The organism is Paenibacillus sp. FSL R5-0928 (genome assembly GCF_037970385.1).
Lineage (GTDB): Bacteria > Bacillota > Bacilli > Paenibacillales > Paenibacillaceae > Paenibacillus_AQ > Paenibacillus_AQ odorifer.
This window is the reverse complement of the sequence record NZ_CP150225.1, coordinates 6870245-6896376: the sequence shown is the minus strand read 5'-3', so window position 1 is coordinate 6896376 and position 26132 is coordinate 6870245. Positions and strand designations below refer to the sequence as shown.

22 protein-coding genes are annotated in these 26132 nt (G+C 45.6%); 13 read left to right on the top strand and 9 right to left on the bottom strand.

Annotated features, from left to right (window positions below; all coding sequences use genetic code 11):
* Positions 1-83: 83 nt before the first annotated feature.
* Positions 84-1475, bottom strand: a complete 1392-nt coding sequence (locus MKZ16_RS31245; RefSeq protein WP_038573751.1) for an MATE family efflux transporter — start codon at positions 1473-1475, stop codon at positions 84-86.
* Positions 1476-1738: 263 nt separating this feature from the next.
* Here MKZ16_RS31245 and hxlA point away from each other — a divergent pair, with 263 nt between their 5' ends.
* The 3 genes from hxlA (at position 1739) to MKZ16_RS31230 (ending at position 3398) form a co-directional block, all read left to right on the top strand.
* Positions 1739-2371 carry a 3-hexulose-6-phosphate synthase gene (gene hxlA, locus MKZ16_RS31240; protein ID WP_036682127.1) on the top strand — a complete coding sequence of 211 codons (633 nt, stop codon included), beginning with the start codon at positions 1739-1741 and terminating at the stop codon, positions 2369-2371.
* Between the two features lie 7 nt (positions 2372-2378).
* Entirely contained in the window at positions 2379-2936 is a 558-nt protein-coding gene (hxlB, locus tag MKZ16_RS31235; protein WP_038573747.1) for a 6-phospho-3-hexuloisomerase, read from the top strand.
* Between the two features lie 84 nt (positions 2937-3020).
* The gene (locus MKZ16_RS31230) at positions 3021-3398 is read left to right on the top strand and encodes a helix-turn-helix domain-containing protein (protein ID WP_036682121.1); all 378 of its coding nucleotides are present in this window, start codon (positions 3021-3023) and stop codon (positions 3396-3398) included.
* A 94-nt stretch (positions 3399-3492) separates the two neighbouring features.
* Here MKZ16_RS31230 and pepT read toward each other — a convergent pair whose 3' ends face one another.
* From pepT to MKZ16_RS31210, 4 genes are all read right to left on the bottom strand, one after another.
* Positions 3493-4725: a peptidase T gene (pepT, locus tag MKZ16_RS31225; protein WP_076105069.1), complete on the bottom strand. Its 1233-nt coding sequence runs from the start codon at positions 4723-4725 to the stop codon at positions 3493-3495.
* 95 nt (positions 4726-4820) lie between these two features.
* On the bottom strand, positions 4821-5474 hold the full coding sequence (locus MKZ16_RS31220) for a sortase (RefSeq protein WP_051491225.1): 654 nt from the start codon (positions 5472-5474) through the stop codon (positions 4821-4823).
* Positions 5475-5510: 36 nt separating this feature from the next.
* Positions 5511-6542 (bottom strand): hypothetical protein, encoded by a 1032-nt coding sequence (locus MKZ16_RS31215; protein ID WP_038573745.1) that lies wholly within the window; start codon positions 6540-6542, stop codon positions 5511-5513.
* Positions 6543-7019: 477 nt separating this feature from the next.
* Positions 7020-8033 carry an LLM class flavin-dependent oxidoreductase gene (locus MKZ16_RS31210; RefSeq protein WP_080742657.1) on the bottom strand — a complete coding sequence of 338 codons (1014 nt, stop codon included), beginning with the start codon at positions 8031-8033 and terminating at the stop codon, positions 7020-7022.
* Between the two features lie 258 nt (positions 8034-8291).
* Here MKZ16_RS31210 and MKZ16_RS31205 point away from each other — a divergent pair, with 258 nt between their 5' ends.
* The 5 genes from MKZ16_RS31205 (at position 8292) to pgmB (ending at position 16458) form a co-directional block, all read left to right on the top strand.
* Positions 8292-9296, top strand: coding sequence for a LacI family DNA-binding transcriptional regulator (locus tag MKZ16_RS31205; protein WP_036682112.1), 1005 nt, complete (start codon positions 8292-8294; stop codon positions 9294-9296).
* A gap of 335 nt (positions 9297-9631) precedes the next feature.
* Positions 9632-11053 carry an ABC transporter substrate-binding protein gene (locus MKZ16_RS31200; RefSeq protein WP_036682109.1) on the top strand — a complete coding sequence of 474 codons (1422 nt, stop codon included), beginning with the start codon at positions 9632-9634 and terminating at the stop codon, positions 11051-11053.
* A 173-nt stretch (positions 11054-11226) separates the two neighbouring features.
* Complete coding sequence (locus MKZ16_RS31195) at positions 11227-12315, top strand: sugar ABC transporter permease (protein WP_036682450.1); 1089 nt, start codon at positions 11227-11229, stop codon at positions 12313-12315.
* Positions 12315-13406 carry a carbohydrate ABC transporter permease gene (locus MKZ16_RS31190; RefSeq protein WP_038573741.1) on the top strand — a complete coding sequence of 364 codons (1092 nt, stop codon included), beginning with the start codon at positions 12315-12317 and terminating at the stop codon, positions 13404-13406. The genes MKZ16_RS31195 and MKZ16_RS31190 overlap by 1 nt, the downstream gene beginning before the upstream one ends.
* A gap of 46 nt (positions 13407-13452) precedes the next feature.
* Positions 13453-16458 carry a beta-phosphoglucomutase gene (gene pgmB / locus MKZ16_RS31185; RefSeq protein WP_081383980.1) on the top strand — a complete coding sequence of 1002 codons (3006 nt, stop codon included), beginning with the start codon at positions 13453-13455 and terminating at the stop codon, positions 16456-16458.
* A 51-nt stretch (positions 16459-16509) separates the two neighbouring features.
* On the opposite strand, the gene MKZ16_RS31180 is transcribed toward pgmB, so the two are convergent.
* Genes MKZ16_RS31180 through MKZ16_RS31170 form a run of 3 tightly spaced genes read right to left on the bottom strand, consistent with a single transcriptional unit; the run spans position 16510 to position 19862 of the window.
* On the bottom strand, positions 16510-17901 hold the full coding sequence (locus tag MKZ16_RS31180; protein ID WP_076105067.1) for an aldehyde dehydrogenase: 1392 nt from the start codon (positions 17899-17901) through the stop codon (positions 16510-16512).
* A gap of 42 nt (positions 17902-17943) precedes the next feature.
* Complete coding sequence (locus MKZ16_RS31175) at positions 17944-18918, bottom strand: aldo/keto reductase (RefSeq protein WP_076105066.1); 975 nt, start codon at positions 18916-18918, stop codon at positions 17944-17946.
* 35 nt (positions 18919-18953) lie between these two features.
* Positions 18954-19862 carry a LysR family transcriptional regulator gene (locus MKZ16_RS31170; RefSeq protein WP_305953736.1) on the bottom strand — a complete coding sequence of 303 codons (909 nt, stop codon included), beginning with the start codon at positions 19860-19862 and terminating at the stop codon, positions 18954-18956.
* 61 nt (positions 19863-19923) lie between these two features.
* On the opposite strand from MKZ16_RS31170, the gene MKZ16_RS31165 reads away from it, so the two are divergent.
* The gene (locus MKZ16_RS31165; protein WP_036682097.1) at positions 19924-20814 is read left to right on the top strand and encodes a DMT family transporter; all 891 of its coding nucleotides are present in this window, start codon (positions 19924-19926) and stop codon (positions 20812-20814) included.
* 86 nt (positions 20815-20900) lie between these two features.
* On the opposite strand, the gene MKZ16_RS31160 is transcribed toward MKZ16_RS31165, so the two are convergent.
* Positions 20901-22001: an FUSC family protein gene (locus MKZ16_RS31160; protein WP_076105065.1), complete on the bottom strand. Its 1101-nt coding sequence runs from the start codon at positions 21999-22001 to the stop codon at positions 20901-20903.
* A 309-nt stretch (positions 22002-22310) separates the two neighbouring features.
* On the opposite strand from MKZ16_RS31160, the gene MKZ16_RS31155 reads away from it, so the two are divergent.
* The 4 genes from MKZ16_RS31155 to MKZ16_RS31140 are packed head-to-tail and all read left to right on the top strand — an operon-like array spanning position 22311 to position 26115.
* Positions 22311-23420, top strand: a complete 1110-nt coding sequence (locus MKZ16_RS31155) for an ABC transporter ATP-binding protein (RefSeq protein ID WP_036682445.1) — start codon at positions 22311-22313, stop codon at positions 23418-23420.
* Positions 23410-24222: an ABC transporter permease gene (locus tag MKZ16_RS31150; protein ID WP_036682096.1), complete on the top strand. Its 813-nt coding sequence runs from the start codon at positions 23410-23412 to the stop codon at positions 24220-24222. Before MKZ16_RS31155 ends, MKZ16_RS31150 begins: the two co-directional genes overlap by 11 nt.
* Positions 24212-25045, top strand: a complete 834-nt coding sequence (locus tag MKZ16_RS31145; protein ID WP_036682094.1) for an ABC transporter permease — start codon at positions 24212-24214, stop codon at positions 25043-25045. The genes MKZ16_RS31150 and MKZ16_RS31145 overlap by 11 nt, the downstream gene beginning before the upstream one ends.
* Positions 25042-26115 carry an ABC transporter substrate-binding protein gene (locus MKZ16_RS31140; RefSeq protein WP_076105064.1) on the top strand — a complete coding sequence of 358 codons (1074 nt, stop codon included), beginning with the start codon at positions 25042-25044 and terminating at the stop codon, positions 26113-26115. The genes MKZ16_RS31145 and MKZ16_RS31140 overlap by 4 nt, the downstream gene beginning before the upstream one ends.
* The last annotated feature ends 17 nt before the right edge of the window (positions 26116-26132 follow it).

Sequence of the window (26132 nt, the reverse complement as noted above, 5' to 3'; positions counted from 1 at the left end):
AAATTTTATGTAATGTTGGCGTAAATAAAAAAGAAGGTTCCTTAAGATCTGATATGACCTTAAAGAACCTCTGAGTATACATGTTAATTTACAGCTGCGGGAGTAGCGGAAGGCGTACAGTGTTCTGGAGCTTCGTGTTCAATAAGTCCATGTTTCTCCCAAGCTCGGCTTTTCCAACGGAAATACATAATGACGGCTCTCACCCACTCGTCCACCGCAGTGGCAATCCACACGCCGGCTAACCCGAGATCAAGTTGGAACACCAGGAAATAACCAAGAGGTAAGCTCATGCAGACCATAGAGATCAGTCCCATATATACAGGGAATTTGGCATCGCCCGAGGCGCGTAAAGAGTTAATGATAACCAGATTGGTTGTGCGCCCAGTTTCCAGGAAGAAGCTAAGCAATATGACCTGCGCCCCCATCCTAATGATGTTCTCATTGTCTGTGAAAAGCCCGAATAGCGGTACCCGGAAGAAAATCACCACAGCATCTATTATTACGGTAACCAGCAGCGCCCACTTTACACTGGTGAATACACGCTTATAGGCTTCATCAGGGCGTCTAGCTCCCACGAGATGTCCTACAACGATGGAAGTTCCCATAGAGACAGCTACACTGAATAAATAAATATAATTGGAAATATTAAGCGCGTACTGGCGAGTAGCCATAGCTTCAGCGCCTAAATAAGTAATATAGAGTGTGAATACAAGCTGGCATGATTGATAAGTGATGGATTCAAAAGCGGACGGGATGCCGATTTTGAGAATTTGCAGCACGTATTTTTTAGAAAGATGAATGTAATAGGTTACTTTCACCCGTACCTCCATCACTCTGTAGAGCAGCAGGAAGAAAAGGATCAGGCAGATAAATCGACTCATCACTGTTGAGATAGCCGCACCCTCCACACCTAACGCCGGAAGTCCGAAATGACCATAAATGAGCAGGTAGTTGCCCACCACGTGAATAATGTTCATCAGCAAGGATACGACCATCGTCTGTTTGGTGAAACCGTGAGTACGGATAGTAGTCGCCAGAGCATTGATTAATGCTTGCAGAAAAATACCGCCACCAACAATATTCATATAGGCTTTGGCGTAAATGAGGATATCCCCTTTTACATTCAGCGCAGTCAGTAGCGTCCCTCCGAATATCAGCAAAAACGTACTTAGAAGAATGCCGACTAACAGGTTTAGGGTAATGGCATTGCCGGTCACTTGAGCGGCTTCCAGAGGTTTTTTGGAACCGAGATATTGGGAGACCACAATAGCTGCACCGTTACCAATTACACTGAGGACTAAAATTGCTATCGCAATGATCTGATTCGCTGCGCCGACACCAGACACGGCATCGTCGGACACTGAACTGATCATAAAAGTATCCACACTACCCATGAGCATAAAGAGGAATAGCTCGAGGAAAATCGGCCAGGTCAGTTTGACCAGGTTGAATTCCTGGTGATTATTTTGCTTCATTGTGCACCTTCTTATATTATGATGTACTTCCTAAAATTTCATAAACAAACTGTAATATTAGCACAGCTTTCATGGAAATGCAGTATTTTTACAGAAAAATGACAAAACGTTTTTAATTTAGGTCGAAAAGAGCCCTTTAACCGCGCATTAGTATCCTCCAGGTAACTACATCACAATAAAGTGCCTACTTCCCTAGAGGGATGTAAGGAACTACAATTTGTACATGACTTACTAAAATATATTAATGAGGAGTGCAAATAAATATGAAATTACAATTAGCGTTGGATTTAGTGGACATTGCGGGAGCGAAAGAGGTTGTCTCAAAAGTTGCCGAATTTATAGATATCGTTGAAATTGGAACACCTATCGTTATAAATGAAGGTTTGCATGCAGTGAAAGCAATTAAAGAGGCTTTTCCTGCTTTGACTGTGTTGGCAGATTTGAAAATCATGGACGCAGGTGGATATGAAGTGATGAAGGCCGTGGAAGCGGGCGCGGATATCGTTACTGTACTTGGTGTTTCTGATGATTCTACCATTAGAGGTGCAGTGGAGGAAGCGAAGAAAACCAATAAAGAGATTCTAGTTGATCTGATCAATGTGAAGGATATCCAAACAAGAGCGGCTGAAGTAGACGCACTTGGCGTAGACTATATCTGTGTGCACTCTGGATATGACCATCAAGCGGAAGGTAAAAATTCTTTTGCAGATTTAAATGCGATTAAGAGTGTGGTTAAGCAGGCAAAAACAGCTATCGCTGGAGGGATCAAGCTAAGCACACTTCCAGAAGTGATCGCCGCGAACCCTGATCTTGTCATCGTTGGCGGAGGCATCACAGGTGAAGCGGATCAAAAGGCTGCCGCAGCAGAAATGAAACGTCTAGTTAGTCAGGCTTAAGATTACAATGGATACAATGAAATACGCACAGCGCATTATAGAGGAGCTCCAGCGCTCCATATCTCAGCTTGATGAAGAAGAGACTGAGCGAATGGCTGAGCTGCTGCTTCAGTCCAACAAGATCTTCGTGGCTGGAGCGGGCAGATCTGGATTGATGGGACGGGCCTTTGCTATGCGGTTAATGCATGTTGGTAAAGAGGCTTATGTTGTAGGCGAAACGGTGACTCCGGGGATTGAACAGGGGGATGTGTTAGTCCTCGGTTCCGGTTCCGGTGAGACGAAAGGGTTGATCTCTATGGCTGAGAAAGCCAAAGGGGTGGGTGCAGAAGTTGTTGCCGTTACCATTGCGCCGGATTCGACGGTTGGACGTTTAGCGGGCTACACAGTGAAGCTGCCGGGATCTCCAAAAGATCCGGCCAGTGGAAGCTACAGCACGATCCAGCCGATGGCTTCTTTATTCGAACAGACGATGTTGGTCTTTTATGATGCTATTATTCTGCGAATGATGGAGAAGACGGGGCAGACGAATCAGCAAATGTTCGGCAAGCATGCTAATTTAGAGTGAACGTACAGAAACGAATGCCTTCCTATAAGGAGGTTATTCGTTTTTGTGTTAGTATGATAACAGGAGAGAGGAGGCACTTTAGGAATGGCAACCGAGATTAAAGATCGCATAAACTTGAAGGAAATTAACTGTGAGAAGGAATTAACGCTTGCGGTGATCGGAGGGAAATGGAAGCTGATTATCCTCTGGCATCTTGGGCTTGAAGGGACAAAGCGGTTCAGCGAGCTGAAAAAGCTAATTCCTCATATCACGCAAAAAATGTTGACCAATCAGCTTCGCGAGCTTGAAGAAGACCAGTTGGTTCTAAGAAAAGTGTACGCTGAGGTTCCACCAAAAGTAGAGTATTCCCTGACTTCATACGGCCAAAGTCTGCTTCCCGTCCTTCGATTGATGTACGATTGGGGTAAGAATTACGGAGAAAACGTGATCTGGAAGGACACGCCGCCGGAAGAAAGATGCTAATCGAATAGTCTAAGAACATTAATAATCCCTGAGAGGTCTGGATCGGCCTCTACAGGGATTTTTGGTGTTTTAAAGGAGTGATGCGGATAATGCTTTAGGCTTTCTGTTCGAATAGCTTAGCAATCTCCACGATAACATTTACCGCTTTTACCATATTGTCCGCAGACGCATATTCGAATTTGCCATGGAAATTCTCGCCTCCGGTGAAAATATTAGGTGTCGGCAAGCCCATGTAGGAAAGCTGCGAGCCATCTGTACCTCCGCGAATCGGGCGGATGATCGGTGTGATGTTAAGGTTCTCCATCGCCTCATGGGCAATATCGACGATATGACGCACAGGCTCGATTTTTTCGCGCATATTGTAATATTGGTCCTTCATTTCAAGCACGATGTTCTCTTCGCCATGGATGCTTTTGAATTCTTCTACGACAGCTGAGAGATAAGCTTTACGTGCCTCGAATTTCTCACGGTCGAAGTCGCGGATGATATATTGCAGCTTGCTGAATTCAGGTGTGCCTTCTATAGAGCTTAGGTGATAAAAGCCATCATACCCGTCTGTATATTCGGGCGCTTCTTCAGCAGGGAGTCTGAGATGAAGTGCCATGGCGATTTTGGCGGAATGAATCATCTTTCCTTTTGCAGTACCAGGGTGAACATTAACGCCGTAGACTGAGATTTTGGCAGACGCAGCATTAAAGCTTTCATACTCTAATTCTCCGAGTGGACCTCCGTCTACAGTGTAAGCATAGGAAGCATTAAAAGCGGCTACGTCAAATTTATGAGGCCCGCGGCCGATTTCTTCGTCTGGTGTGAAGGCAACTCTAATCTTGCCGTGTTTGATTTCTGGATGTTGAATGAGGTAATGCATGGCGGTCATAATCTCAGCAATACCGGCTTTATTATCTGCGCCAAGCAGGGTCGTGCCATCAGTTGTAATTAAGGTGTGGCCTTTGTATTCCGCCAGCTCCGGAAAGCTCGCTGTGGACAATACAACATTCAGCTCTTTATTCAAAAGAATATCTTGACCATCATAGTTCTCGATAATCTGTGGCTTCACATTCGTTCCGGTAAAATCAGTCGCCGTATCCAAATGGGCTAAAAAACCAATGGTCGGAACATCCCTGTCCGTATTCGCAGGGAGTGTCGCCATAACATAGCCATGCTCGTCCACCTGGACTTCCTCCATACCGATTTCCTTAAGCTCTTCAACCAGCTTGTGGGCCAGAACCATCTGTCCCGGAGTGGATGGGCAAGTCTCATTATCTTCATTCGATTGGGTATCCATTTGTGCATACGAAATAAACCGTTCTACAACCTCTTTCTTCACCTTGGGTCATCTCCTCTTTACTATTGTATATATATAGTATCACTTTCCATATAAGGTCTCATCCCTGAGGAAGAAGATTGAGGTAATATTTAGGTTTAATGCGGTAATATTTCTTGTTTCACTAACTTCGCTGAAAGTAAATAACGGTCCGGTGCAGATCCCACATATGAAAAGGGATAACAGGTAATCAACGTGAGGATGGCCTTATCACTTGGCTTTATAGCACCACGTTCGTCCCCGTCAACAATTGTGCTGCCTGTTACTTCATAGGTAAAAGTCCCGTCCGTACTTTCCAGCTCGATAAGATCTCCAGCCACGAGTTCTCCCAGATTACGGAACACTGTATCGCGGTGGCCTGCGAGCACACTATTGCCGGTGGCACCGATAGCTGCGCTGCCTTTATAATGTCCGGCTCCCTTTTTTAGCTCGGGGCTTTCCGTGCCTTCTAGCACTGCGATCTTTTTGTTTAATTTGGGGAAACGAATCTCTCCTATGATTTCACCTTCTGTATAGGAATGAGCGGGGGGCGGCTGTTCCTTGGCTGAACTGACCATTCCCAAGGGAAGAGGGGTTTCTTCGGCAGAACGGGAGTGGGCGACTGTTTCCTCCCTCTTTTTTGCCCAATCATTTAAAGCCTGTTTAGCTTCGATCGGTGCTTTGACCACCTGTACAACCGAGTAAATCAACACAACTAAAGAGAGTATGAAGATTAGCTTCACGGCTAGCAAGACACCATTACGCTCCTTCATACTCTCTCACCTCCAGACTTATGCTGCAAAATGTGGTTATTTCTTCGATTTCAATCTGCGCATGATAATCACGCTGAGTACCGCAATGGCTAAGCTGGCAAGAATCAAGTTATACCAAGGCTCAGCGGTATTCGGAAGCTTGTTGCCAACCTCTGGTGCCCCCAGTGGAAGCTCATCATCAGGCAAGGCGATTTCATTGCTTGGCTGCGGTGTTGCGCTGGTAGTTTGGCTGCCAGCACTTGGTGATGCTGTTGGCTCATTATCGCCTCCACCCAGTGGGATCGGTGCTTCAGTAACACTAATTTCATCTACTACTGTTGAAGCTGTAGGTGTTGGCGATGGTGTTGGTGTCGTTGATTGCCCTGGTGTGGCGACTGCCGTTGCAGTTGGTGAAGCGGTAGTTGTCGGTGAATCTGTCGGTGTCGTGGTTGGTGATGCTGTTGCTGTCGGCGAAGCTTCAGGTGTAGCTGTAGCCGTGGCAGTAGGTGTCGAAGTTGGCTCTATTGTAGGCGTAGTAGTCGCTGTCGGTGTTGGCTCAGGTGTAGGCTGAGCTGTGGCCGTTGCTGTCGGTGAAGGACTAGGTTCAGCGGATGGCTCCGGTCCTCCAGAAGCGGAGAACTCAAAGGCTACAGTTGTGGTTTTACCTTGATATTCGTTCCCTGCTTCCCACGGGAAAATTACATCCATTTGGATTACACTTTGTTCTCCCCCGGCAAGTGAACCGATGGTAACTCTTCCGGCAGCCTCGCTCATCACCCCTGAATAGATGATTACTCCCTCTTTTTCGAGTGTCATTTGGAGAATATCGTATAATTCTGCGTCTCCAGAGATGAATTTGAAGTCCACATAGTAATTAAAGCCCTCACTACCTGCATTAATAATTGTGTATTCTGAGTTCGTTTCATCACCAGGCTGCATATTGTTCATGGTGGTTGTGCTCGTCGTATGCGAATTCACCGTAAGCTTAATGGTATCTTGCGCACTAACTCCGCCAGCATGCCAGATGACTCCTGCTAGAATAGTCAGGATATAAGCAGCTATGAAAGCCGAGCGATATTTCTTCTTCACTTTACTCGCTCCTTTCTCCTGAACCCCATATTAAATTTTGTAGACATCATTTGCGGGTTTCCGGCAAATTCTTCTTTTCTAATCGTATTTTCCATCAAACATTGTCGAAATAAGTAGTATCTCACAGAACCACTTTTTTGTGCGCATGCAGGAATCTCCGTGAAAGCGGAAGAAGAGGATAGAGATCTACCGTCAATTCGTTCGTTATAGCGAATAACTAAAGTATAATCAAAATAATATCTAAACAAAAATGGGATATTAGAAGAAAATTCATCATATTTGATCAAATATCAGTTATATTAATGGATTTACAGCAGTTTTCTCTATTTAACTCTTTATTTTTATATAATTCATTGTTTTAATTGTGTTTTATTGAGAACGATTATGAATGCAAAATAAAAAGGCAAGACATACATCTGGAATAGGGCTCAAACCCCGATACCAGACCTATCGTCTTGCCTTAATTATGATGATAAATTAGATTTCCTTCATAGCTTCGGCTACAATCTCATAAGAGCGTAGACGAGCGTTATGATCATAAATTCCACCAGAAACAATCAATTCATCGGCCTGTGTCTCTTGCAGAATTTCTTGAAGCCGTTCTTTAATTGCTGCTTTATCACCAGCGAAAGAGTAACGCTGCTTCTCAAGCATGGCTGCTTTTTCTTGCATCGTCCATAGCCCCTCCATACTATCAACCGGTGGTTGTAACTTCCCCGTACGTCCGCGGATGATATTAAGGAATTGCTGCTGCTGCGAGGTAGCCAGTCGTCTTGCCTCATTCACAGTATCGGCCGCTGTAATGCCAACTCCGACCATCACATAAGGCTTGTCTAGTGCTGCTGAAGGACGGAAATTGCTATGATAGATGTGTAAGGCCTGTAGTAAATACTCTGGTGCGAAATGGCTGGCGAAAGCAAAAGGTAAACCTAGTTTTCCTGCCAGCTGAGCACTAAAACCGCTGGAGCCCAGCAGCCAGATGGGGATATTCAAGCCTTCACCGGGAACCGCACGAACTCCGGCCGGTCGTGATCCTGCACCTGCAGGATCGAAGTAGGCTCTGAGCTCACTTAACTGCTCGGGGAAGTCACTGCCGTCGCTTCCGAGACCACGGCGTAGCGCACGGGAAGCCGGTTGATCCGATCCCGGGGCTCTGCCCAGTCCTAAATCAATCCGTCCTGGATATAGGGATTCGAGGGTCCCGAATTGTTCAGCAATGACAAGTGGTGCGTGGTTGGACAACATGATGCCTCCAGAGCCTACGCGTATGCTTTTTGTGCCGCCAGCAATGTGGCCAATTAAGAGTGAGGTAGCAGAACTGGCAACACCAATCATGTTGTGATGCTCAGCAAACCAATACCGGTGATAGCCCCATTCCTCAGCATGTTGAGCTAAAGCTAAAGAGTTATGAAAAGAGTCTGCCGCTGTGCCACCCTCCACAATAGAGGCTAAGTCCAGTACGGAGAATCGAATATCGCGCTGTTGCTTCAATGTAATCCCTCCTATAATAAACGCTCAGATAGTCTAGAGCAGTATTTGTAGCTGCGAATAATGCTACTCGCCTAGTATACCATGTAATAAAACTATATACACACTTTAAGTAAGTTATACGCACTTTGTAATGATTAGATAAGGAATAAGTATGTCTTTTAAATAAAATGTAAGCGCTTTAAAAAATCTGTTGTTATTTCTTAACGGGCTTGCTATAATCACATCGAAAAGTTACCTGAAAAAAAGGAAGTAATCGTTATGAAGCCAACCATAAGAGATGTTGCCAGAATGGCGGAGGTGTCGATCAGCACCGTATCGCGTGTTATGAATGCACCGAATACGGTCGTAGAGAGCAAACGGAATCGAGTGATGGAGGCTGTAGAACGTTTGCAATATCAACCAAATGCGTTTGCACGGGGCCTGATCTACAAGAAGTCTTTTACACTGGGCCTGCTGATTCCGGATATTGAGAACCTGTATTTCGCAGGGGTTATTCGGGGAATGCAGGATGCATGCATCAAGCTTGGATACAGTTTAATGATCTGCAATACGGACCGCGACAAAGAACGGATGTTGTCTTACATTGATAACTTCCATGAGAAGCAGGTGGATGGGATCGTGTTCGCCAGTGATGTCCTTTATCCTGAGACACATGACAAATTAGTCGGTTGTAGAATTCCTTTTGTGTTGGTATCCTCGCATTCTGATGAGTACGACATTCCATCTGTGGAGGTAGATGATGAACAGGCGGCTTACGATGCGGTAAAGTTTCTGATTGATTTAGGGCATAAGGACATTGGCATGATTGGTTTTAACCATGATAACTCCGTATCCGGCCCGCCTCGTTATGAGGGTTTTGTAAGAGCGTTAACAGAGTTTGGACTACAACAGAATATTGTGAAGAGCAAGTATGCCAATCACCGGTTCGAACACGCTTATCAAGCGGCGCATGAGTTGTTTACTGATTATCCCGAGCTGACTGCCGTTTTCTGTGTTGCTGACGAATTTGCAATGGGGACGATTTCTTATCTGAAGGATCGTAATATTCTAGTTCCGGGGCAGGTATCTGTGATTGGATTTGATAATTTGCGAATGTCGAGTATGTTCATTCCAAAGCTGACCACAATTGCACAGCCGATTTATGAGTTAGGTTATCGGGCGGCGGAGATGCTGCATGAATTGCTCACAACAGGTGGTGTCCAGGTATTGAATGAAAAGATGGAGCATAAGCTGATTGTGCGGGAATCCACGCGGGAAAAATAAAGGCCCTTTATTTTTGTGACCTTCTTCTGAAAAGCTTTTCAGAGCTATGTATCGGTCTTAATTAAAATTTAAATGTTAGGATAGAAAATAGTATGAATTCTTATGAAAAACATCTCATTTTCCGATTGGAAACGGTTACTAATTATGATAATATAAAAAATGTAAGCGCTATTATTAAATTACATTTGTGATGGAGTTTGATTTTAGGATATTTACCTGTCTTCTGAAAAGCTTTGCAAGGAGGTGATCTGCTACAAGCTGCTAATACATGCCAGGGTGCCCGGATGATTGAATAAGATGTTATCTCTATAACCATTAAAGGGGATGTACAAAAGATGAAGAAGATCTCAGGACGTAAAAAGTCGTTGGCTTTAGTACTGTGTTTATCCTTCACAATGACGCTGAGCGCATGCGGCGGAGGCAACAATAATGCGGCGCCTACAGATCCACCGGCGGCAACAGTCAGCCCAACAGCAGATAACACCGAGAAAGCGACAAACACACCTAGTGCAGAACCTTCGGGTTCCCCGTTAGATTTAGCGATGAAAGGTGAATATAAAGGGACTAAAGTAACAATGTTTGGCCCCTTCGTAGATGCTGACCAAGTGAAATTTGAGAGCAGCATTAAAGAATTTGAAGAGAAGACAGGGATCGATATTCAATACGAGGGCTCCAAGGAGTTCGAAGCTACAATAAATATTCGTGTGGACGGCGGTAATGCTCCTGATATCGCTGACTTCCCGCAGCCGGGACTGCTGGCGTCGATTGCTAAGACGGGCAAGGTTATCGATTTGACCAGCGTGCTGGATCAAGATAAATTGACGGCTAATTACAACAAGAGCTGGCTCGATATGTCTACGATGGACGGAAAAGACGGGAAGATCATGGCGGGGATTTGGAACCGCAGTAATGTAAAAAGCTTGGTATGGTATCCAAAGAAACAATTTGATGATGCAGGCTACAAGGTTCCTGAAACTTGGGATGAGCTGATGGCGCTGACGGAACAAATTGCTAAGGATGGCGATCCTGCCTGGGCTATTGGCATTGAGAGCGGTGCTGCAACGGGTTGGCCAGCAACAGACTGGGTCGAAAATATAATGCTTCGTACGACTACGCCTGAGAACTACGATAAATGGGTAAAAGGTGAACTGCCATTTACTTCACCAGAAGTAAAAAATGCTGTTGAAATCATGTCTAAAATTTGGCTCAACAAGGATTATGTCTACGGTGGCGCTAAGTCCATCGTGACGACATCCTTCGGGGATGCCCCAGCGCCAATGTTCACTGATCCGCCTAAAGCCTGGTTTAATATGCTTGGTAACTTTATTACAAGCTTCTTCCCTGAAACGGCAAAGGTTGATCAGGATTATGATTGGTTCTACTTGCCACCAATTGATGCGCAATATGGTAAACCAGTGCTGGTTGCAGGTGATATTTACGCTATGTTCAACGATCGTCCAGAGGTTCGTGCAGTCATGGAATTCTTCACCACTGGAGAGTCGATTAAGAGCTGGGTACAATCTGGCGGCGTAATTGCTCCTATGAATGACGCTTCCCTTGATTGGTATACCTCTGAATCCGATCGCCGGATGGCGAAGTTGGTTCAGGATGCTTCCACACTGCGTTTTGATGGCTCTGACTTGATGCCAGGTAAAGTGGGTGCAGGCACCTTCTGGAAAGGGATGACCGACTATGTGAGCGGTACAGCGACACTGGATCAAGCCTTGGAACAAATCCAGTCCGGCTGGAACAACTAACCTAATATTTAAAGCGCACAGTAAAAAGAGGGGCAGTAGGAAAAGAGGATTGTCTGCCCCTCTTTTTGTTTTCTAACTAGTGAGTTCGATGCTTATGATAAGAGTTTTGCTCCGCAAAACTTATAGGAGGAGCTGGAGCTATTATGGGTGCACAATCACAGCCACAGCCACAAATGCCAACACAACCACAAGCTAGGCCAACCGTCAGCCTGAAGGCGGTAATGTTGTCCCTAGTAGTGTTGTTAGCGAATATTGTTGTTAACGGCGCAATCTTTTTATTCTTCCGGGATTCCACATTAAATCCGCTGCTAACAGCGGTTCTGGCTGTCCTCTGGGGAGTTCTAGGTGTTTATCTGATTTACTATACGCTGACTTGGGCGGTTGAGCAGTACCCTGATCATATCCGGCGAAAGGTGCTGCCTTATATCTTTATTGGTCCGGCAGTGATTATTCTGGGCTGGTTACTGGTCCTGCCTGCACTACGAACATTATATTTGAGCTTTTTTAATGCTTCTTCAGAAAAATTTGTGGGCCTGAGCAATTATGCAGCGATCTTTAGCGATCATCTGATGGCAACGGCATTGCGTAACAATTTACTTTGGGTATTCGTCGGTACGCTGGCCTGTGTAGCATTCGGGCTCTTAATTGCTATTCTTGCCGATCGCAGCAGCTATGAGAAAATTGCCAAATCGATCATCTTTATGCCGATGGCTATTTCCTTTGTAGCGGCAGGGGTCATTTGGAAATTCGTATATTACTATCAACCGGGTGACGAACAAATCGGGCTGTTGAACGCAATCGTTACTTATTTTGGGGGAGAACCCCAAGCCTGGACGAGTATGCTTCAGCCGTGGAATAACTTTTTCCTCATTATCATTTTGATCTGGATGCAGACTGGATTTGCAATGGTGATTTTCTCGGCGGCAATCAAAGGGGTTCCTGACGACATTTTGGAAGCTGCACGAGTGGATGGAGCAAATGAGGTGAAGATTTTCTTTGGAATCATGATTCCATATATTTCATCAACCATTCTGACAGTGACAACGACCATTATCGTCTTTACGTTGAAAATATTTGACGTCGTCATGGTGATGACAGGAGGTCAATACGATACAGAGGTTGTTGCTACACAGTTCTACCGGCAATTCTTTATGTACCGTAATTTCGGCTACGGCTCCACGCTGGCTATTGTTCTACTGATTGCGGTGCTGCCTGTAATCATAATCAATCTACGTCAGTTCCGTAAGCAGGGGGGATTCTAATGGCTGGAAAAAAGAAGAGAAAAGGCAGCAAAACGATTGTAAATATCGTGCTGGGTGTGATCTGTTTTATTTGGCTGCTTCCGACTCTTGGGCTATTTATTTCCTCCTTCCGTCCGGCTGCTGACATTCTGCAGACTGGATGGTGGAAAGCTTTTCCCCATCAGGAGTGGAAGGCTGGAGAGACGATTCAGCTATCCAAGGACGTGGATCTTCGGGAGCCAATTGAGGTGAACGGTAAAACTTATACAGATGATGAGCTGAAGGCTGGCGTGAAGGCTGATGGCAGCCGGCTTATGTGGGAGAATCGTAGAGCACGTACCGTAAATGAACAGATACAAGGTTGGAAGATGACACCGGATCTCACGCTGGATAACTATAATAATGTGCTTTCCGGTAAGGAATACAAGCTGAAACAGGCTGATGGCAGTGAAACGGTGCAAAAAGGCTCCGGATTGTCACAGGCCTTCTGGAATACGCTAACGATTGCAGTTCCAGCAACAGTTATTCCGGTATTGATCGCTTCTTTTGCTGCATATGCTTTTGCCTGGCTGCGGTTTCCTGGGCGCAAAATCCTTTTTGTCATCATTATTGCAATGCTCGTCATTCCGATACAGGTTGCGCTTATTCCAGTGCTTAAGGATTATACCGCACTTGGGCTAAACGGAAGTTATCTGGGAATTTGGCTGGCGCATACGGCTTTTGGATTACCGCTGGTTACGTACTTTATGTACAACTTTATCAGTCAATTGCCGAAGGATTTGTTCGAATCGGCTTTCATGGATGGGGCAAGTCATTTCACTATATTCAGCAGGCTAATTCTGCCTCTATCAGTGCCTGCACTGGCTTCTATCGGGATCTTCCAATTCCTATGGGTGTGGAATGACTATTTAGTCTCATTGATTTTTATCGGCAATCAACCGTCTGTGCAAGTCATGTCGATGAAAATTGCCGATTTAGTAGGCTCACGAGGCAACGATTGGCATTTACTTACTTCGGCTGCATTTATCTCCATGCTGATGCCGCTCGCTATTTTTTTCCTGCTGCAAAAGTATTTCGTCAGAGGGCTTATGGGTGGGTCGGTGAAAGGTTAATGATTTAGAACCCGAATGAAACTGTGATCAGGGGGAGCTTAGAGAGATGAAGATGAAACCATACGTACATCCGGCGGCGGTATATCCTTACCGGGAGTGGAGTCTTGATGAGGAAGCTTATAGCGAAGAGAACAATCAAAGAAGCGAGAGTATTTTTGCGCTTGGCAATGGATATATTGGCATGCGCGGTAATTTCGAAGAAGGTTACCACGGCAGCTCAGGCTCGTCTGTAACAGGCAATTATTTGAATGGTTTTTTTGATTCGGAGCCCATTGTATATCCAGAGGGAGCCTACGGATATCCATCCCGCAATCAAGCGATGCTGAACGTAACAGATGCCAAGATTATTGAACTGAGTATTGAAGGGCAGACCTTTCAGTTAAACAGTGGGCAAGTGCACCATTATGAACGAAAGCTGGATATGCGAAGCGGGGTTCTGCACCGGCAGGTAGATTGGGAATCTCCAGCTGGTCACCGGGTACAGCTTCATATCCGGCGGATGGTGACTTTGCAGCACAAACATCTGGCGGCGATAGATTATGAGGTTAAAGCGCTGAATTTCAGCGGAGTGCTTACCTTCACTTCATCCATCGACGGCAAGATCCAAAAACCTAAGGTAACGGATGATCCCAGATTGGGCTCGGGAGGCAAGGAGCCCAGTCTGCTCCTGGAGGATACCGGTCATGAACCGGGACAGTCCTTCTTATGGATGAAGCAGCGGACGCGGCATACCCAGTTTGCCTTACTAACAGGGGTAAGTCATAAGCTCGATTCAAGATATGAGGATAAAAGGACCGTGCAGCATGAGGGGCAGAAATTATCCATGCAGTTTGTCGTCCCGGTGGAGCGTGGGGAAAGCGTCTCACTAACCAAATATATCTCTTACCATACCTCTAAAGATTATCCGGAAGACGAACTACTCAGTAGAAGTAATGAAATATTACACTTAGCAGACCATAGCGGGTTTGAAGCACTTGCCCAGGAACAGCAGGCTTATCTGGATCGATACTGGGCACATACGGATGTGGAAATTCATGGTGATCTTGCCCTTCAGCAGGGCATTCGCTTTAATGCTTTTCAACTGCTTCAATCCGTAGGGCGTGATGGGGTTACGAATATTGGAGCCAAGGGATTAACGGGTGAAGGATACGAAGGGCACTATTTCTGGGATACCGAGATGTATATGCTGCCCTTCTTTACATTCACACAGCCGGAGATTAGCCGAAAGCTGCTCGAATTTCGTTATGCCACGTTAGACAAAGCACGGGAGCGTGCAGCGGTAATGTCGCAGAAGGGAGCCTTGTTCCCTTGGCGGACTATAGACGGGGCAGAGAACTCTGCGTATTTCCCGGCAGGCACGGCGCAAATGCATATTAATGCGGATATTGCGTATGCCATTAAGCAGTATGTACTGGCTACCGGAGATTATGATTTTTTGGTTACGAAGGGAGCGGAAATTTTATTCGAAACTTCCCGCTTTTGGTTGGACTTGGGGTACTTTAATCCGGCTAGGGGCGGTGCCTTTTGTATTGATGCAGTAACCGGTCCTGATGAATATACAGCTATCGTCAACAATAATGCATACACCAACTTTATGGTCCAGGATCAGCTTTATTATGCACACGAGATGGCAGGGATATTGTCTAAACAGTATCCGGAGCATTTTGAACGCCTGAAGCAAAAAATCGGTCTGACTGGGCATGAGACATTAGTGTGGCTGGAAGCGGCGGATAAAATGTTTATCCCCTTTGATGAGGGACTTGGCATTTATGCTCAAGACGACACGTTTCTCTCCAAGAAAAAATGGGATTTCGAGCATACACCAGCCGATAAATATCCGCTGCTGCTCAACTACCATCCGCTGGTAATTTACCGGCATCAGGTGTTGAAACAGGCGGATCTGGTAATGGTGATGTTTCTGCTGGGTGACCAATTCAGCTTGGCGGATAAGATCCGGAATTATAATTATTATGAGCCGCTGACGACGCATGATTCTTCATTGTCACCGTGCATCCACAGTATAATATCTGCTGAGATTGGTGATTTGACGGGAGCCTATTCCTATTTTGACCGCACGGTACGGATGGACTTGGATGACATCAACCGCAACGTGAAGGATGGGCTGCACACTGCTGCTATGGCAGGCTCCTGGCTGTCGATTGTGAATGGTTTTGGTGGCATGCGCTTATGCGGCGGGATGTTATCATTTAATCCTAGTGTGCCAGCGCAGTGGGAGAGCTATCGGTTTAAAATAACATGCGCTGGACAGCTATTGGATATTTTTGTGAGTGATACAGAAGTAATCTATACGCTGCTGGAGGGCGAAGAGCTTGAGATTATGCATAAGGGAAACCTTATACAGTTGTCTGCGCAGAAGCCGCTGAGGCTTTCGAATGTGAAGCAGCTTGAAGCTGTTATTTTCGAGCTGGACGGGATAATTACTGACACTGGAGAGTATCATTATGAGGCTTGGAAGGATCTGGCGGATGAGCTTGCGCTTTCTTTTGATCGAGAGAAGCATAAGAGTCTCAAGGGCCTAAGTCGAATGGAATCTTTAGAAGTCATTCTGGAGAGTAGTGGACTGAATTTGCCGCAACCGGTAAAGGGAATGCTCTGCAACAAAAAGAACGAGAAGTATAGACAGCTGGTTCAGCAAATGACGCCTGCTGAGCTGTACCCGGGTATCCACAGCGTGTTGTCCGATTTGCAGCAAAGAGGAATCGCTATCGGACTGGCTTCAGTGAATGAGAATGCGCTGCTGATTCTCGAACGCTTGCAGATCGGGCATTGGTTTCAGGCGGTGGCTGACCCTGGCAACTTGCGTAGAAGCAAGCCAGATCCAGAGATTCACTTGCAGGTTGCGGAGATGCTGGGCATATCCCCGGACTGCTGCGTGGCGATTGAGGATACTGAGGAGGGAATAGCCGCAATTAATGCTGCTGGTATGAAGTCAGTGGGAGCTGGAGTGGCGCTCGTGACCGAGACAGCGGATCTATGTCTGGCTTCCACCGCTGAGATAAGTGTTGAGAAATTGTTAGAGCTGTTTGCGTAGTTACTCTGATAAGCAGCAAACCTCCCGATCATGGGAGGTTTGCTGCTTTGTTTATTTCATTACTTTTCGAACCAGCTTCACTTTATTGCCATAAGGAGGATACACGATTCCGAGGTCGATCCGTGTGCCTCGCTTGACGATGCTTTTACGATGGGAGAAGACCTCAAAGCTATACTTCCCGTGATAACCCCCGATTCCAGAGTTTCCTACTCCACCAAACGGAAGATAAGTGCTCACCACATGTGAGATCGTATCATTGATACACCCTCCCCCGAATGAGACCCGGGACAGCACCTCTTTTTCTACACTCTTATCCTCCGTAAATAGGTATAGTGCCAGTGGCTTTGGATGTTCATTAATGCTCTGAATGGCCTCATCCAATTGATGATATTCCAATATTGGGAGGATCGGACCGAAGATCTCATCTTCCATAGCAGCATCCGTCCAAGTGGCAGGATAGATTAAAGTAGGCTCAATATAACGTTCTTCTGGCACGATGGTGCCGCCCATAATCACCTTGCTCTGATCACGCGCAATGAGGTCGGCAAGTCTTTGCAGCTGGCGATCATTCACGATCCGGCCGTAATCTGTATTAGGCTGTGCATCCTGACCGTAGAACTCAGTGATGTGATGTTTGATTTTGGTGATCAATTCTTTGGCAATATCCTTGTGGACCCATAGATAATCCGGTGCGATACAGGTTTGGCCCGCGTTCAGCAGCTTGCCCCAGACAATCCGTTTCGCTGCAACATCAAGATTAGCGGTCTTATCAACAATAACCGGACTTTTCCCGCCAAGCTCCAAGGTTACAGGCACTAGATTTTTCGCCGCCGCCTCCATTACGATTTTGCCGACAGGCACACTGCCCGTAAAGAAAATATAATCAAACTTGGCGTGGATCAGCAAATTAGTGGTCTCTTTTTCCCCCTGCATTACGCGGATATACTGCGGCTCGAAGGTCTCCTGAATAAGCTGCTCAACCACGGACGAGATGGCAGGTGTGCTCTCAGATGGCTTGAGGACAGCGCAGTTACCAGCGGCAATGGCACCGATCAGGGGCTCAATTAGCAACTGAAATGGATAATTAAACGGGCCAATAATGAGCGTTGTGCCGTAAGGCTCACTTAAAATATAACTTTTTGCAGGAAATAAGTGCAGCGGGGATCGAACCTTTTTAGGCTTCGCCCAACGCTTAAGATGTTTCATCATGTAGCCGATACTGTCCAGCGTAAAGCCGATTTCTGTGGCATAGGCTTCGAACTCACCTTTTCCTAAATCCTGTTGTAGTGCGGTGATGATACGTCCTTCGTATTGTTTAATAATATTTTTAAGTTTTCGCAGCTGCTGGAGACGAAAAGAAACCTCTTTAGTTACGCCGCTATTAAAAAAATCCTTATGCTCTTCAAGCATTCCTTGAATGCTGTCAGTTGTATAGGTTGTCATTAATCTTTCCTCCATCCTTGTAAGAAGTTAAAGCATACTACTCTATGGGAGTCGGTAAAAAGCGAACGGCTCGCCATAACGGAAGGAATCACTGGCTTCATCCAGCTTGGCCGAAGTTTCTTCATTAAGTATAAGCGAGGTACTAAGCAAATTTTGTTCCAGCTGTTCCACACGTGTAGCCCCGACAATAACCGTCGAGACGGCAGGCCGATTCATAAGCCAAGCTAAGGAGAGCGCAGTAGATGAGGTTTCCATTTTCTCAGCAATTTGGCTCACTTGGCTTCCGAGCTTGATCCGGTCATCATCAAGGAATCTTTTGAAATTAGGATCGGTATCTGCTCTGGACCCTGATGGGGCTGAATCGCTTGTATTATATTTGCCTGTGAGAATTCCGCCAGCTAGTGGAAAGTAAGGAATGATCCCTACACCTTGATCCAGGCAGAGCGAAAGAAGCTCATTCTCCGGTGTCCGGTCTGCTAAGGAGTAGCTGCACTGAATTGAAATGTACTTGGTGAAGTTGCGTGCTTCACTAATCCCAATCGCCTTCATTAATTGCCATGCTGTATAGTTGGAGGCCCCGATATAACGGATTTTGCCCGAGGATACCATATCGTCCAAGGTTCGTAAGGTTTCTTCAAGCGGCGTATAGGGATCAAAGGTATGAATCTGGTACAGATCGATATAGTCCGTCTTTAGGCGGCGAAGGCTATCTTCAAGCTCCTGCAGCAAATGGCGACGGGAGGAGCCGCTGCCGTTGGGACCCTCATTTTTAACTAAACCTGCTTTAGTTGCGAGAACAGCCTCATGTCTCCTACCTTCCAAGGCCAGACCAATGATTCGCTCGGATTCTGAGCCAGCGTAAATATTAGCAGTGTCTATGAAATTAATTCCATGATCAAGCGCAGCATGTACAATCTGAATGGAGGTCTCTTGATCCGCACGTTTGCCGAAAGCGTTCGTTCCCAGTCCTAATGCGGATACCTGTAATCCGCTATTTCCAAGTCTTTTAAAGTTCATCCTCAGCACTCCTTATCATCTATTCATTAATCCATTTATTTTTGAGTGAAAAGTTCCAGCGCTGTCTCAATGAAGAGCTTTACAGCAATTGAAGTGTCGGCAAGCGAGCTGACCGCAATTTGGATATCTCTATAAGCATCCGGCTGCAGCTCACGGGTAACCACATTTGGAGGCAGAGATAACAAGGACAGTTCAGACATCACGCCGATCGCCAGTCCCTCCTGAACCATATTAAGAGCTGTTGCAAAGTTATTAACCACATATTTTACATTCAGATGGCTATTACTTCTGCGGAATAGCTCTACAACAGGCGGTTCATATCCTGCTTTGCAAATCAACATGGGCTCGTTCGCTAATTCTTGCACACATACAATGGATCGCTTTTGCAGGGGATGGTCATCTCTAAAAACGGCAAACAATTTCTCTCTATATAATGGAATGGTTTCGAATTCTGCACTGGGAGCGAGCAATAAGCCAACATCAATTTCTTTTGAATCCAGCCATTCTCTGACTTCAGCGATAGAGCCCTCCTGTAGGCTAATCGTAATGTTTGGATATCTTCTAGTGATAGAGCTAATAATCTTCGGTAGAAAATGAGCAGATGCCACAGGAAAAGCCCCAATGCGGATACTCCCTTTTTCAAGACCTCTCTCTGCATAAATCTCCTGATTGACCTTATCAAAGCCCATTAGAATTTCACGGAAAATAACAAGAATACGTTTGCCGATATCCGTAAGCATCAGGCCATTACGCCGATCTCGAAGCAAGAGCTTCACGTCTAATTCGGCTTCGAGGGACGAGATCGCCCGGCTGACCGCAGGCTGGGTCATATTCAGTTCTACACCAGCTTTAGTAAAGCTGCCGCTTTCGGCGATTTTGACGAATAAACGAATTTGAGTATTGTTCATAACAAATATGATATGCCCCTTATGATTATTATTCATTTCATTTATGCTCTTGTTTATTGTATCATTTGTGATGAATCTACACCAAGGAAGTGAACAAATGAATCAGCAGAAGAAAAGTATGATCCTTCTTATTTTTTTGGTGATTGTATGGGGCATTAATTGGCCTATATCCAAAATCGCCTTAGACTACGCTCCACCTCTATTATTTGCAGGTATTCGAACCGTCGTAGGCGGTATTATTCTGATTCTAATTGCACTGCCCAAGGTGAAGGAGCTTCGCTTCAAGCAGCTCTGGCCGATCTATCTGATCTCGGCGGTCCTTAGTATTGTGTTTTATTATGGATTTCAGACGATTGGCTTGCAGTATGTTCCGGCGGGATTGTTCTCATCGATTGTATTTTTGCAGCCTGTATTGTTAGGTATTTTTTCTTGGCTGTGGTTAGGTGAGAGCATGTACGGGCTTAAAATGGCTGGTTTGCTGCTTGGTTTTCTCGGGGTAGCCTCTCTTAGTATCGGTGGAATTAATGGGAGTATCTCCATATGGGGAATTGTGCTGGCTCTAGCCAGTGCCTTAAGCTGGGCATTAGGAACAATATATATGAAACGGAATGCTGTACGTGTGGATATGCTGTGGATGACGGCTATGCAAATCACGATCGGTGGCATCATTCTGCTACTTTCGGGATCAGCTACGGAGAAATGGTCGGATATCACCTGGAGTGGAACCTTTATTGTGGATACCTTGTTTATCGCAATCTTTGTTATTGCTCTGGGCTGGCTAATTTATTTCAAGCTGATTAACGAAGGAGAAGCAGGAAAAGTAGGTTCATTCACCTTCTTGATCCCCCTGATCTCGATAGCAACCAGCGTAGTTTTTTTGAAAGAGCAGATTACCATAAACCTTGTGATCGGATTATTGCTGATTGTCAGCAGTATTGTACTGGTAAATGTGAAGATAGGGCGTGCTGCCAAACAATCAGTCAGTTAAATTTGTTGGATGGTTGTAGTAACCAATCGTGCTAAAGGGCATTATGTCTAATAGGGATTGAACATAAAAAAAGGACACTCCCAAGCTTAGAGCTTCTGGGAGAGTCCTTTTTTAATTAAGCGTATAGCGCGTGTGATTTCAGCTGTTGAAGGCCGAGCTGCAACTACGTAAGTAGCAGAACTAGCACGTTCCACTTCTTCGAGTACCCGGTTTAAGTGACTGAAGAGCGCTCCTAGATCACGAACAGATGACAGCGAGCACCGTCCTTGCAGTTCAGAGAAGCTGGCCGCCTGCAAGTCGCGGGCACGATGCAGACAATCTGTAAGTGAACGTTGGCATTCAACCTTGGATAAGGTCTTCGTACCATAAACAGCTATACAATCGGCTGTTGCCTCCAGCACTTCCAGCATCCAGTCAGAATTGGCATGATGTGCTGGCAGCAAGCAAATATCGTCGGAAATTTCTTTAACATAGGAATGAATGGTCTTTAGATGTGCTGTGGCTTGTATAAGCCCCTTTAGATCACCACGACACTGATAATGAGCAATGGTGTAGAACATTTCCTTCTGTTGTTGATTGCTGGCAGACAGCAGTTTACCTGCTTGCTCCAGCATATTATTATCCTTTGAAGAGTCTCGTCTTATGCCTACGAGGCCTTTTAATGCATCCGAAAGTAGAAGGCTTCCATCGAGTGCCAATGCTTTTACCTTGACGAACCTGTTTGGTGGAACGATAATCATATTGATGATCAAGGCAATGAGCACACCAATAAAGGTTTCGGCGACTCTCCACAGCACGTAATCATTGTGATAAAAGGTAAGGGCCAGAACCGAGGTCACCCCGACCTGCGAAACCGCTTGGATATTCATCCGACAGGCTGTGGCAATTCCGATCCCGATGAGCAGAATTAGCAGAATGGAAAATGCACCTACATCGAAGAATTGGCCTACAATCAGGCTGACAATTCCACCGATAATAATGCCGATCAGGCGGTAGATTCCTTTTTCGAGTGATGCCTTCACACTGGCTTGAGTAATGAGAATGGCTGCAAGCGGTGCAAAGTATAGATATTGGTCACCATATAAACTGTGTACGGCTACCCAGGATAGTGATGCGGCAAGCGTAATTCGTATCATGTAAAGTGAGAATCCATATTTTTCAAGGCGGTCTAGTAACCCCTCGTTCATTATCATTCATCTTCTTTCGCAAAAATAAGAAAACCACACTGGCTTTTCAGTTCGTTTTCATTATAGCACCTCAAAAAGGGCATGGAAGACTGGAATTTTTACAAACTTGTTAAGTTTATGCTTAGCATTTAACAATGTAAGCTATCGCATATAATGGTACAATCTAATATGCTATATCTATTGGAGCGTCGAAGGAGAGGGGAAATTGTCGCTTATTAGCGCTGAGCATACCCATTTCGATTGTTCTCCGCAAGATGCGGGTAAAATAGTATTGTATTACTAAGGTAAGGGAGGTTGTTAGCTATAGCTATTCAGGAAGGTACCATCATTTCATTTGAAGAAGTTACTAAGCAATATGACGACGAAGATCCGGTGTTAAAAGGAGTCAGCTTTGAGATAGAGCGCGGCAAATTCTATACACTACTTGGTCCATCTGGCTGTGGTAAAACAACTATTCTTCGATTGATCGCCGGGTTCGCTGAGCCAACGAGCGGTTCTATCTATTTAAATGGAAAAGTAATTAACCACATTCCCGCCAATGAGCGGCAGGTGAATACGGTATTTCAGGATTACGCATTGTTTCCGCACCTGAACGTATTCGAGAATGTGGCTTTCGGACTGCGCATTAAGAAGCTTAAGAAGGACGTAATCACGAAGAAGGTACAGGAAGCGCTAAGCTTCGTTAACCTTGTGGGTTATGAGCAGCGTGCGATTAACGAAATGTCCGGCGGTCAGCGCCAGCGGGTCGCCATTGCCCGGGCGATTGTGAATGAGCCACAGGTTCTATTGCTGGACGAGCCTCTATCGGCGCTAGACCTCAAGCTGCGCACGGAGATGCAGTACATACTGCGGGAAATGCAGCAGCGGCTAGGGATTACCTTTATTTTTGTAACCCATGACCAGGAAGAGGCACTCGCGATGTCCGACTGGATTTTTGTCATGAATAAAGGAAAAATCGAGCAAAGTGGCACTCCTAATGATATTTACGATGAGCCGATTAACCGTTTTGTGGCGGATTTTATTGGCGAATCGAACATTGTGCCGGGAGTTATGATCGAGGATTATCTGGTGGAGTTTAACGGCCGCCGCTTCGAATGTTTCGATGCCGGGCTGAAACCGAATGAATCCGTAGAGATTGTTATTCGTCCTGAGGATTTGGAAATTTCTACGCTGGAACAGGGTAAACTACGTGTGCGGGTTGATTCCCAGCTGTTCCGGGGCGTGCATTATGAAATCAGCTGTTATGATGAATCCGGGCATGAATGGCTTGTGCATTCTACACGTAAGGCGACTGTAGGCAGTGAAATTGGCCTTTATTTTGATCCGGAAGCGATCCATGTTATGCGTTTCGGTGAAACGGAGGAAGAATTCGACAGACGTCTGGAAGCTTATGGCGAGGTGGAGAGTCATGAAGAATAAGGGCAAATCGTACTATCTCATCCCTTATTACCTCTGGATCGCATTGTTTGTAATTGCACCGGTAGTGCTTGTCATCTACTATTCGTTATTTGATTTGGATGGCCATATTACTCTGGATAATTACGTCAGTTTCTTCACCCCTGTATATTTGAAAATGACGCTGACCTCGTTCTGGTACGCGTTTCTGATTACAGCATTCTCTTTGCTGGTTGCTTATCCGGCGGCTTATCTACTGACAAGAACCAAACATAAGCAGCTGTGGTTATTGCTGATTATTTTGCCGACATGGATTAATTTGCTGCTAAAAACCTACGCTTTTATAGGGATATTCGGTACATTTGGTCCGATCAATAATTTCTTTGATCTGCTTGGAATCGGAGAACAGCAAATTTTGTTTACGGGCTTCAGCTTTGTATTTGTATCTGTCTATATTTTTATCCCGTTTATGATCCTGCCGATATACAGCGCTTTGGAGGATTTGAATTTATCCTTGCTGGATGCGGCACGTGATTTGGGGGCTTCGGGCTGGACCACGTTCAGACGTGTTATTTTTCCGCTGACCATTTCGGGAGTACGCTCAGGCTGTATGGCAGTATTCATACCGGCGCTGTCCCTATTTATGATTACCCGTCTGATTGCAGGCAACAGGGTCATTACGCTGGGCACCGCAATTGAGCAGCATTTCCTGGTCACTCAGGACTGGGGCATGGGTTCTACAGTTGCAGTGTTTCTGATTGCCATCATGGCGCTGTTTATGATTATCACAGGCGGATCGCGGAAAGGGGCGCGGAATGAGAAATAAAAATGGATTCTCTAACCTCTACCTAGTTCTGGTGTTCATTGTTCTGTATGCACCTATCTTCTATTTAATGTACTATTCGTTCAACAGTGGGGGGACGATGCATAAGTTCGAGGGCTTTACGCTGGATTACTACCGTGAGGTGGTCCAAGACAAGCGCCTGATTATTATCGTAATCAATACGCTTGTGATCGCGCTGCTATCCTCGGCTATTGCGACCCTTATCGCTATTATTGGTGCGCTGGCCATTAAAAGTGTGCAGAATCGCCGCGCTAAGAACACCTTGCTGTCTCTGAATAACGTGCTGATCGTCAGTCCGGATGTCATTATTGGTGCTTCGTTCCTTATCCTGTTCACCATTGCTGGCATCAAGCTGGGCTTCGCGTCTGTTCTGCTCTCACACGTTGCATTCAGCGTACCGATTGCCGTATTGATGATTTTGCCGCATCTACAGGAAATGAGCCCTACATTGACGGATGCAGCCCGTGATCTTGGGGCAAGCCGTAAGGATGTGCTGACTAAAGTTATTTTGCCGATTATTAAACCAGGGATATTCAGCGGATTTTTTATGGCGCTTACGTATTCACTGGATGACTTTGCAGTTACATTCTTCGTAACAGGCAACGGTTATTCGACGTTATCGGTTGAGATATACTCTAGAGCTCGACAAGGGGTATCGCTATCGATTAATGCGCTGTCGACACTGATCTTCCTGTTCACCATTCTGCTTGTGGTTGGTTATTACTTCCTGACCCTTAAGAAAAATCGTCATAACACAGCAGAAGCTGTGGCGGAGCCTGTTGCAGAAGCGGGGGTGCCTAGATGAAACAGCTGATAAATGCTTTTCTGGCGATCCTTATCACGGCATTTGCGCTTATATACTTGGGCTCTTGGATGAATTCGAGAGAGGGATATTCGGGTGGAAACACACTGACTATCTATAACTGGGGCGACTATGTTGATCCGGATCTATTGAAGGAATTTGAAAAAGAGACCGGCTTAACAGTCATTTATCAAACCTTCGATTCCAATGAAGCTATGTTGACCAAGGTTGAGCAGGGTGGAACTACCTTTGATGTTGTAATCCCTTCGGATTATGCCATTGCTAAGATGAAAGAAGAAGATCTGCTCATCCCGCTGGATCATAGCAAGATTTCAAATCTAAAGAATATTGATTCACGGTTTATGGACCTTTCGTTTGATCCAGACAACAAATATTCCGTGCCTTATTTCTGGGGGACCGTCGGGATTATTTTCAATCCGGAAATGACCAAGGGCATGGACTTCACCAGCTGGGATTCTCTCTGGGACAGCAGACTGCATAATAGCATCTTCCTGGTGGACGGAGCCCGTGAAGTGATGGGCATGGCTTTGAACAGCCTGCATTATTCTGTTAATGACAAGGATGAGGCGCATCTGCAAGAAGCACTGACCAAGCTCAACAAGTTGTCTCCTAACGTGAAGGCGATTGTCGGTGATGAGATCAAGATGCTGCTGGCAAATGAAGAAGCTGCGGTTGGGATTGTCTGGTCCGGCGATGCTTCCGAGATCATGGACGAGAATGATAAGCTGGATTATGTAGTACCGGAAGAAGGTTCGAATAAGTGGTTTGATAACATGGTTATCCCTCGGACAGCGAAAAACGTGGATGGAGCGCATCAGTTCATCAACTTCATGCTCCGCCCAGACGTTGCTGCTAAGAATGCAGAATATGTAGGTTATTCCACGCCTAACATTCCTGCGCTGGAGCTGCTTCCTGAGGAAACTTCTGAGGATACCCGTTTCTATCCACCTGCTGAAATTACGGACCGGCTTGAAGTATACGACAACCTTGGCAAACGGATGCTTGCTCATTATAATGAGCTGTTCCTAATGTTTAAGATGAATAAGAAGTAAGCTGACTAAAGCTAGAG

What these genes read in the sequence shown, in the direction of transcription:
- MKZ16_RS31245 (WP_038573751.1), bottom strand. Translation starts at nt 1,475, where the DNA reads ATGAAGCAAAATAATCACCAGGAATTCAACCTGGTCAAACTGACCTGG.
- hxlA (WP_036682127.1), top strand. Translation starts at nt 1,739, where the DNA reads ATGAAATTACAATTAGCGTTGGATTTAGTGGACATTGCGGGAGCGAAA.
- hxlB (WP_038573747.1), top strand. Translation starts at nt 2,379, where the DNA reads ATGGATACAATGAAATACGCACAGCGCATTATAGAGGAGCTCCAGCGC.
- MKZ16_RS31230 (WP_036682121.1), top strand. Translation starts at nt 3,021, where the DNA reads ATGGCAACCGAGATTAAAGATCGCATAAACTTGAAGGAAATTAACTGT.
- MKZ16_RS31220 (WP_051491225.1), bottom strand. Translation starts at nt 5,474, where the DNA reads ATGAAGGAGCGTAATGGTGTCTTGCTAGCCGTGAAGCTAATCTTCATA.
- MKZ16_RS31205 (WP_036682112.1), top strand. Translation starts at nt 8,292, where the DNA reads ATGAAGCCAACCATAAGAGATGTTGCCAGAATGGCGGAGGTGTCGATC.
- MKZ16_RS31200 (WP_036682109.1), top strand. Translation starts at nt 9,632, where the DNA reads ATGAAGAAGATCTCAGGACGTAAAAAGTCGTTGGCTTTAGTACTGTGT.
- MKZ16_RS31195 (WP_036682450.1), top strand. Translation starts at nt 11,227, where the DNA reads ATGCCAACACAACCACAAGCTAGGCCAACCGTCAGCCTGAAGGCGGTA.
- MKZ16_RS31190 (WP_038573741.1), top strand. Translation starts at nt 12,315, where the DNA reads ATGGCTGGAAAAAAGAAGAGAAAAGGCAGCAAAACGATTGTAAATATC.
- pgmB (WP_081383980.1), top strand. Translation starts at nt 13,453, where the DNA reads ATGAAGATGAAACCATACGTACATCCGGCGGCGGTATATCCTTACCGG.
- MKZ16_RS31180 (WP_076105067.1), bottom strand. Translation starts at nt 17,901, where the DNA reads ATGACAACCTATACAACTGACAGCATTCAAGGAATGCTTGAAGAGCAT.
- MKZ16_RS31175 (WP_076105066.1), bottom strand. Translation starts at nt 18,918, where the DNA reads ATGAACTTTAAAAGACTTGGAAATAGCGGATTACAGGTATCCGCATTA.
- MKZ16_RS31170 (WP_305953736.1), bottom strand. Translation starts at nt 19,862, where the DNA reads ATGAATAATAATCATAAGGGGCATATCATATTTGTTATGAACAATACT.
- MKZ16_RS31165 (WP_036682097.1), top strand. Translation starts at nt 19,924, where the DNA reads ATGAATCAGCAGAAGAAAAGTATGATCCTTCTTATTTTTTTGGTGATT.
- MKZ16_RS31160 (WP_076105065.1), bottom strand. Translation starts at nt 22,001, where the DNA reads ATGAACGAGGGGTTACTAGACCGCCTTGAAAAATATGGATTCTCACTT.
- MKZ16_RS31150 (WP_036682096.1), top strand. Translation starts at nt 23,410, where the DNA reads ATGAAGAATAAGGGCAAATCGTACTATCTCATCCCTTATTACCTCTGG.
- MKZ16_RS31145 (WP_036682094.1), top strand. Translation starts at nt 24,212, where the DNA reads ATGAGAAATAAAAATGGATTCTCTAACCTCTACCTAGTTCTGGTGTTC.
- MKZ16_RS31140 (WP_076105064.1), top strand. Translation starts at nt 25,042, where the DNA reads ATGAAACAGCTGATAAATGCTTTTCTGGCGATCCTTATCACGGCATTT.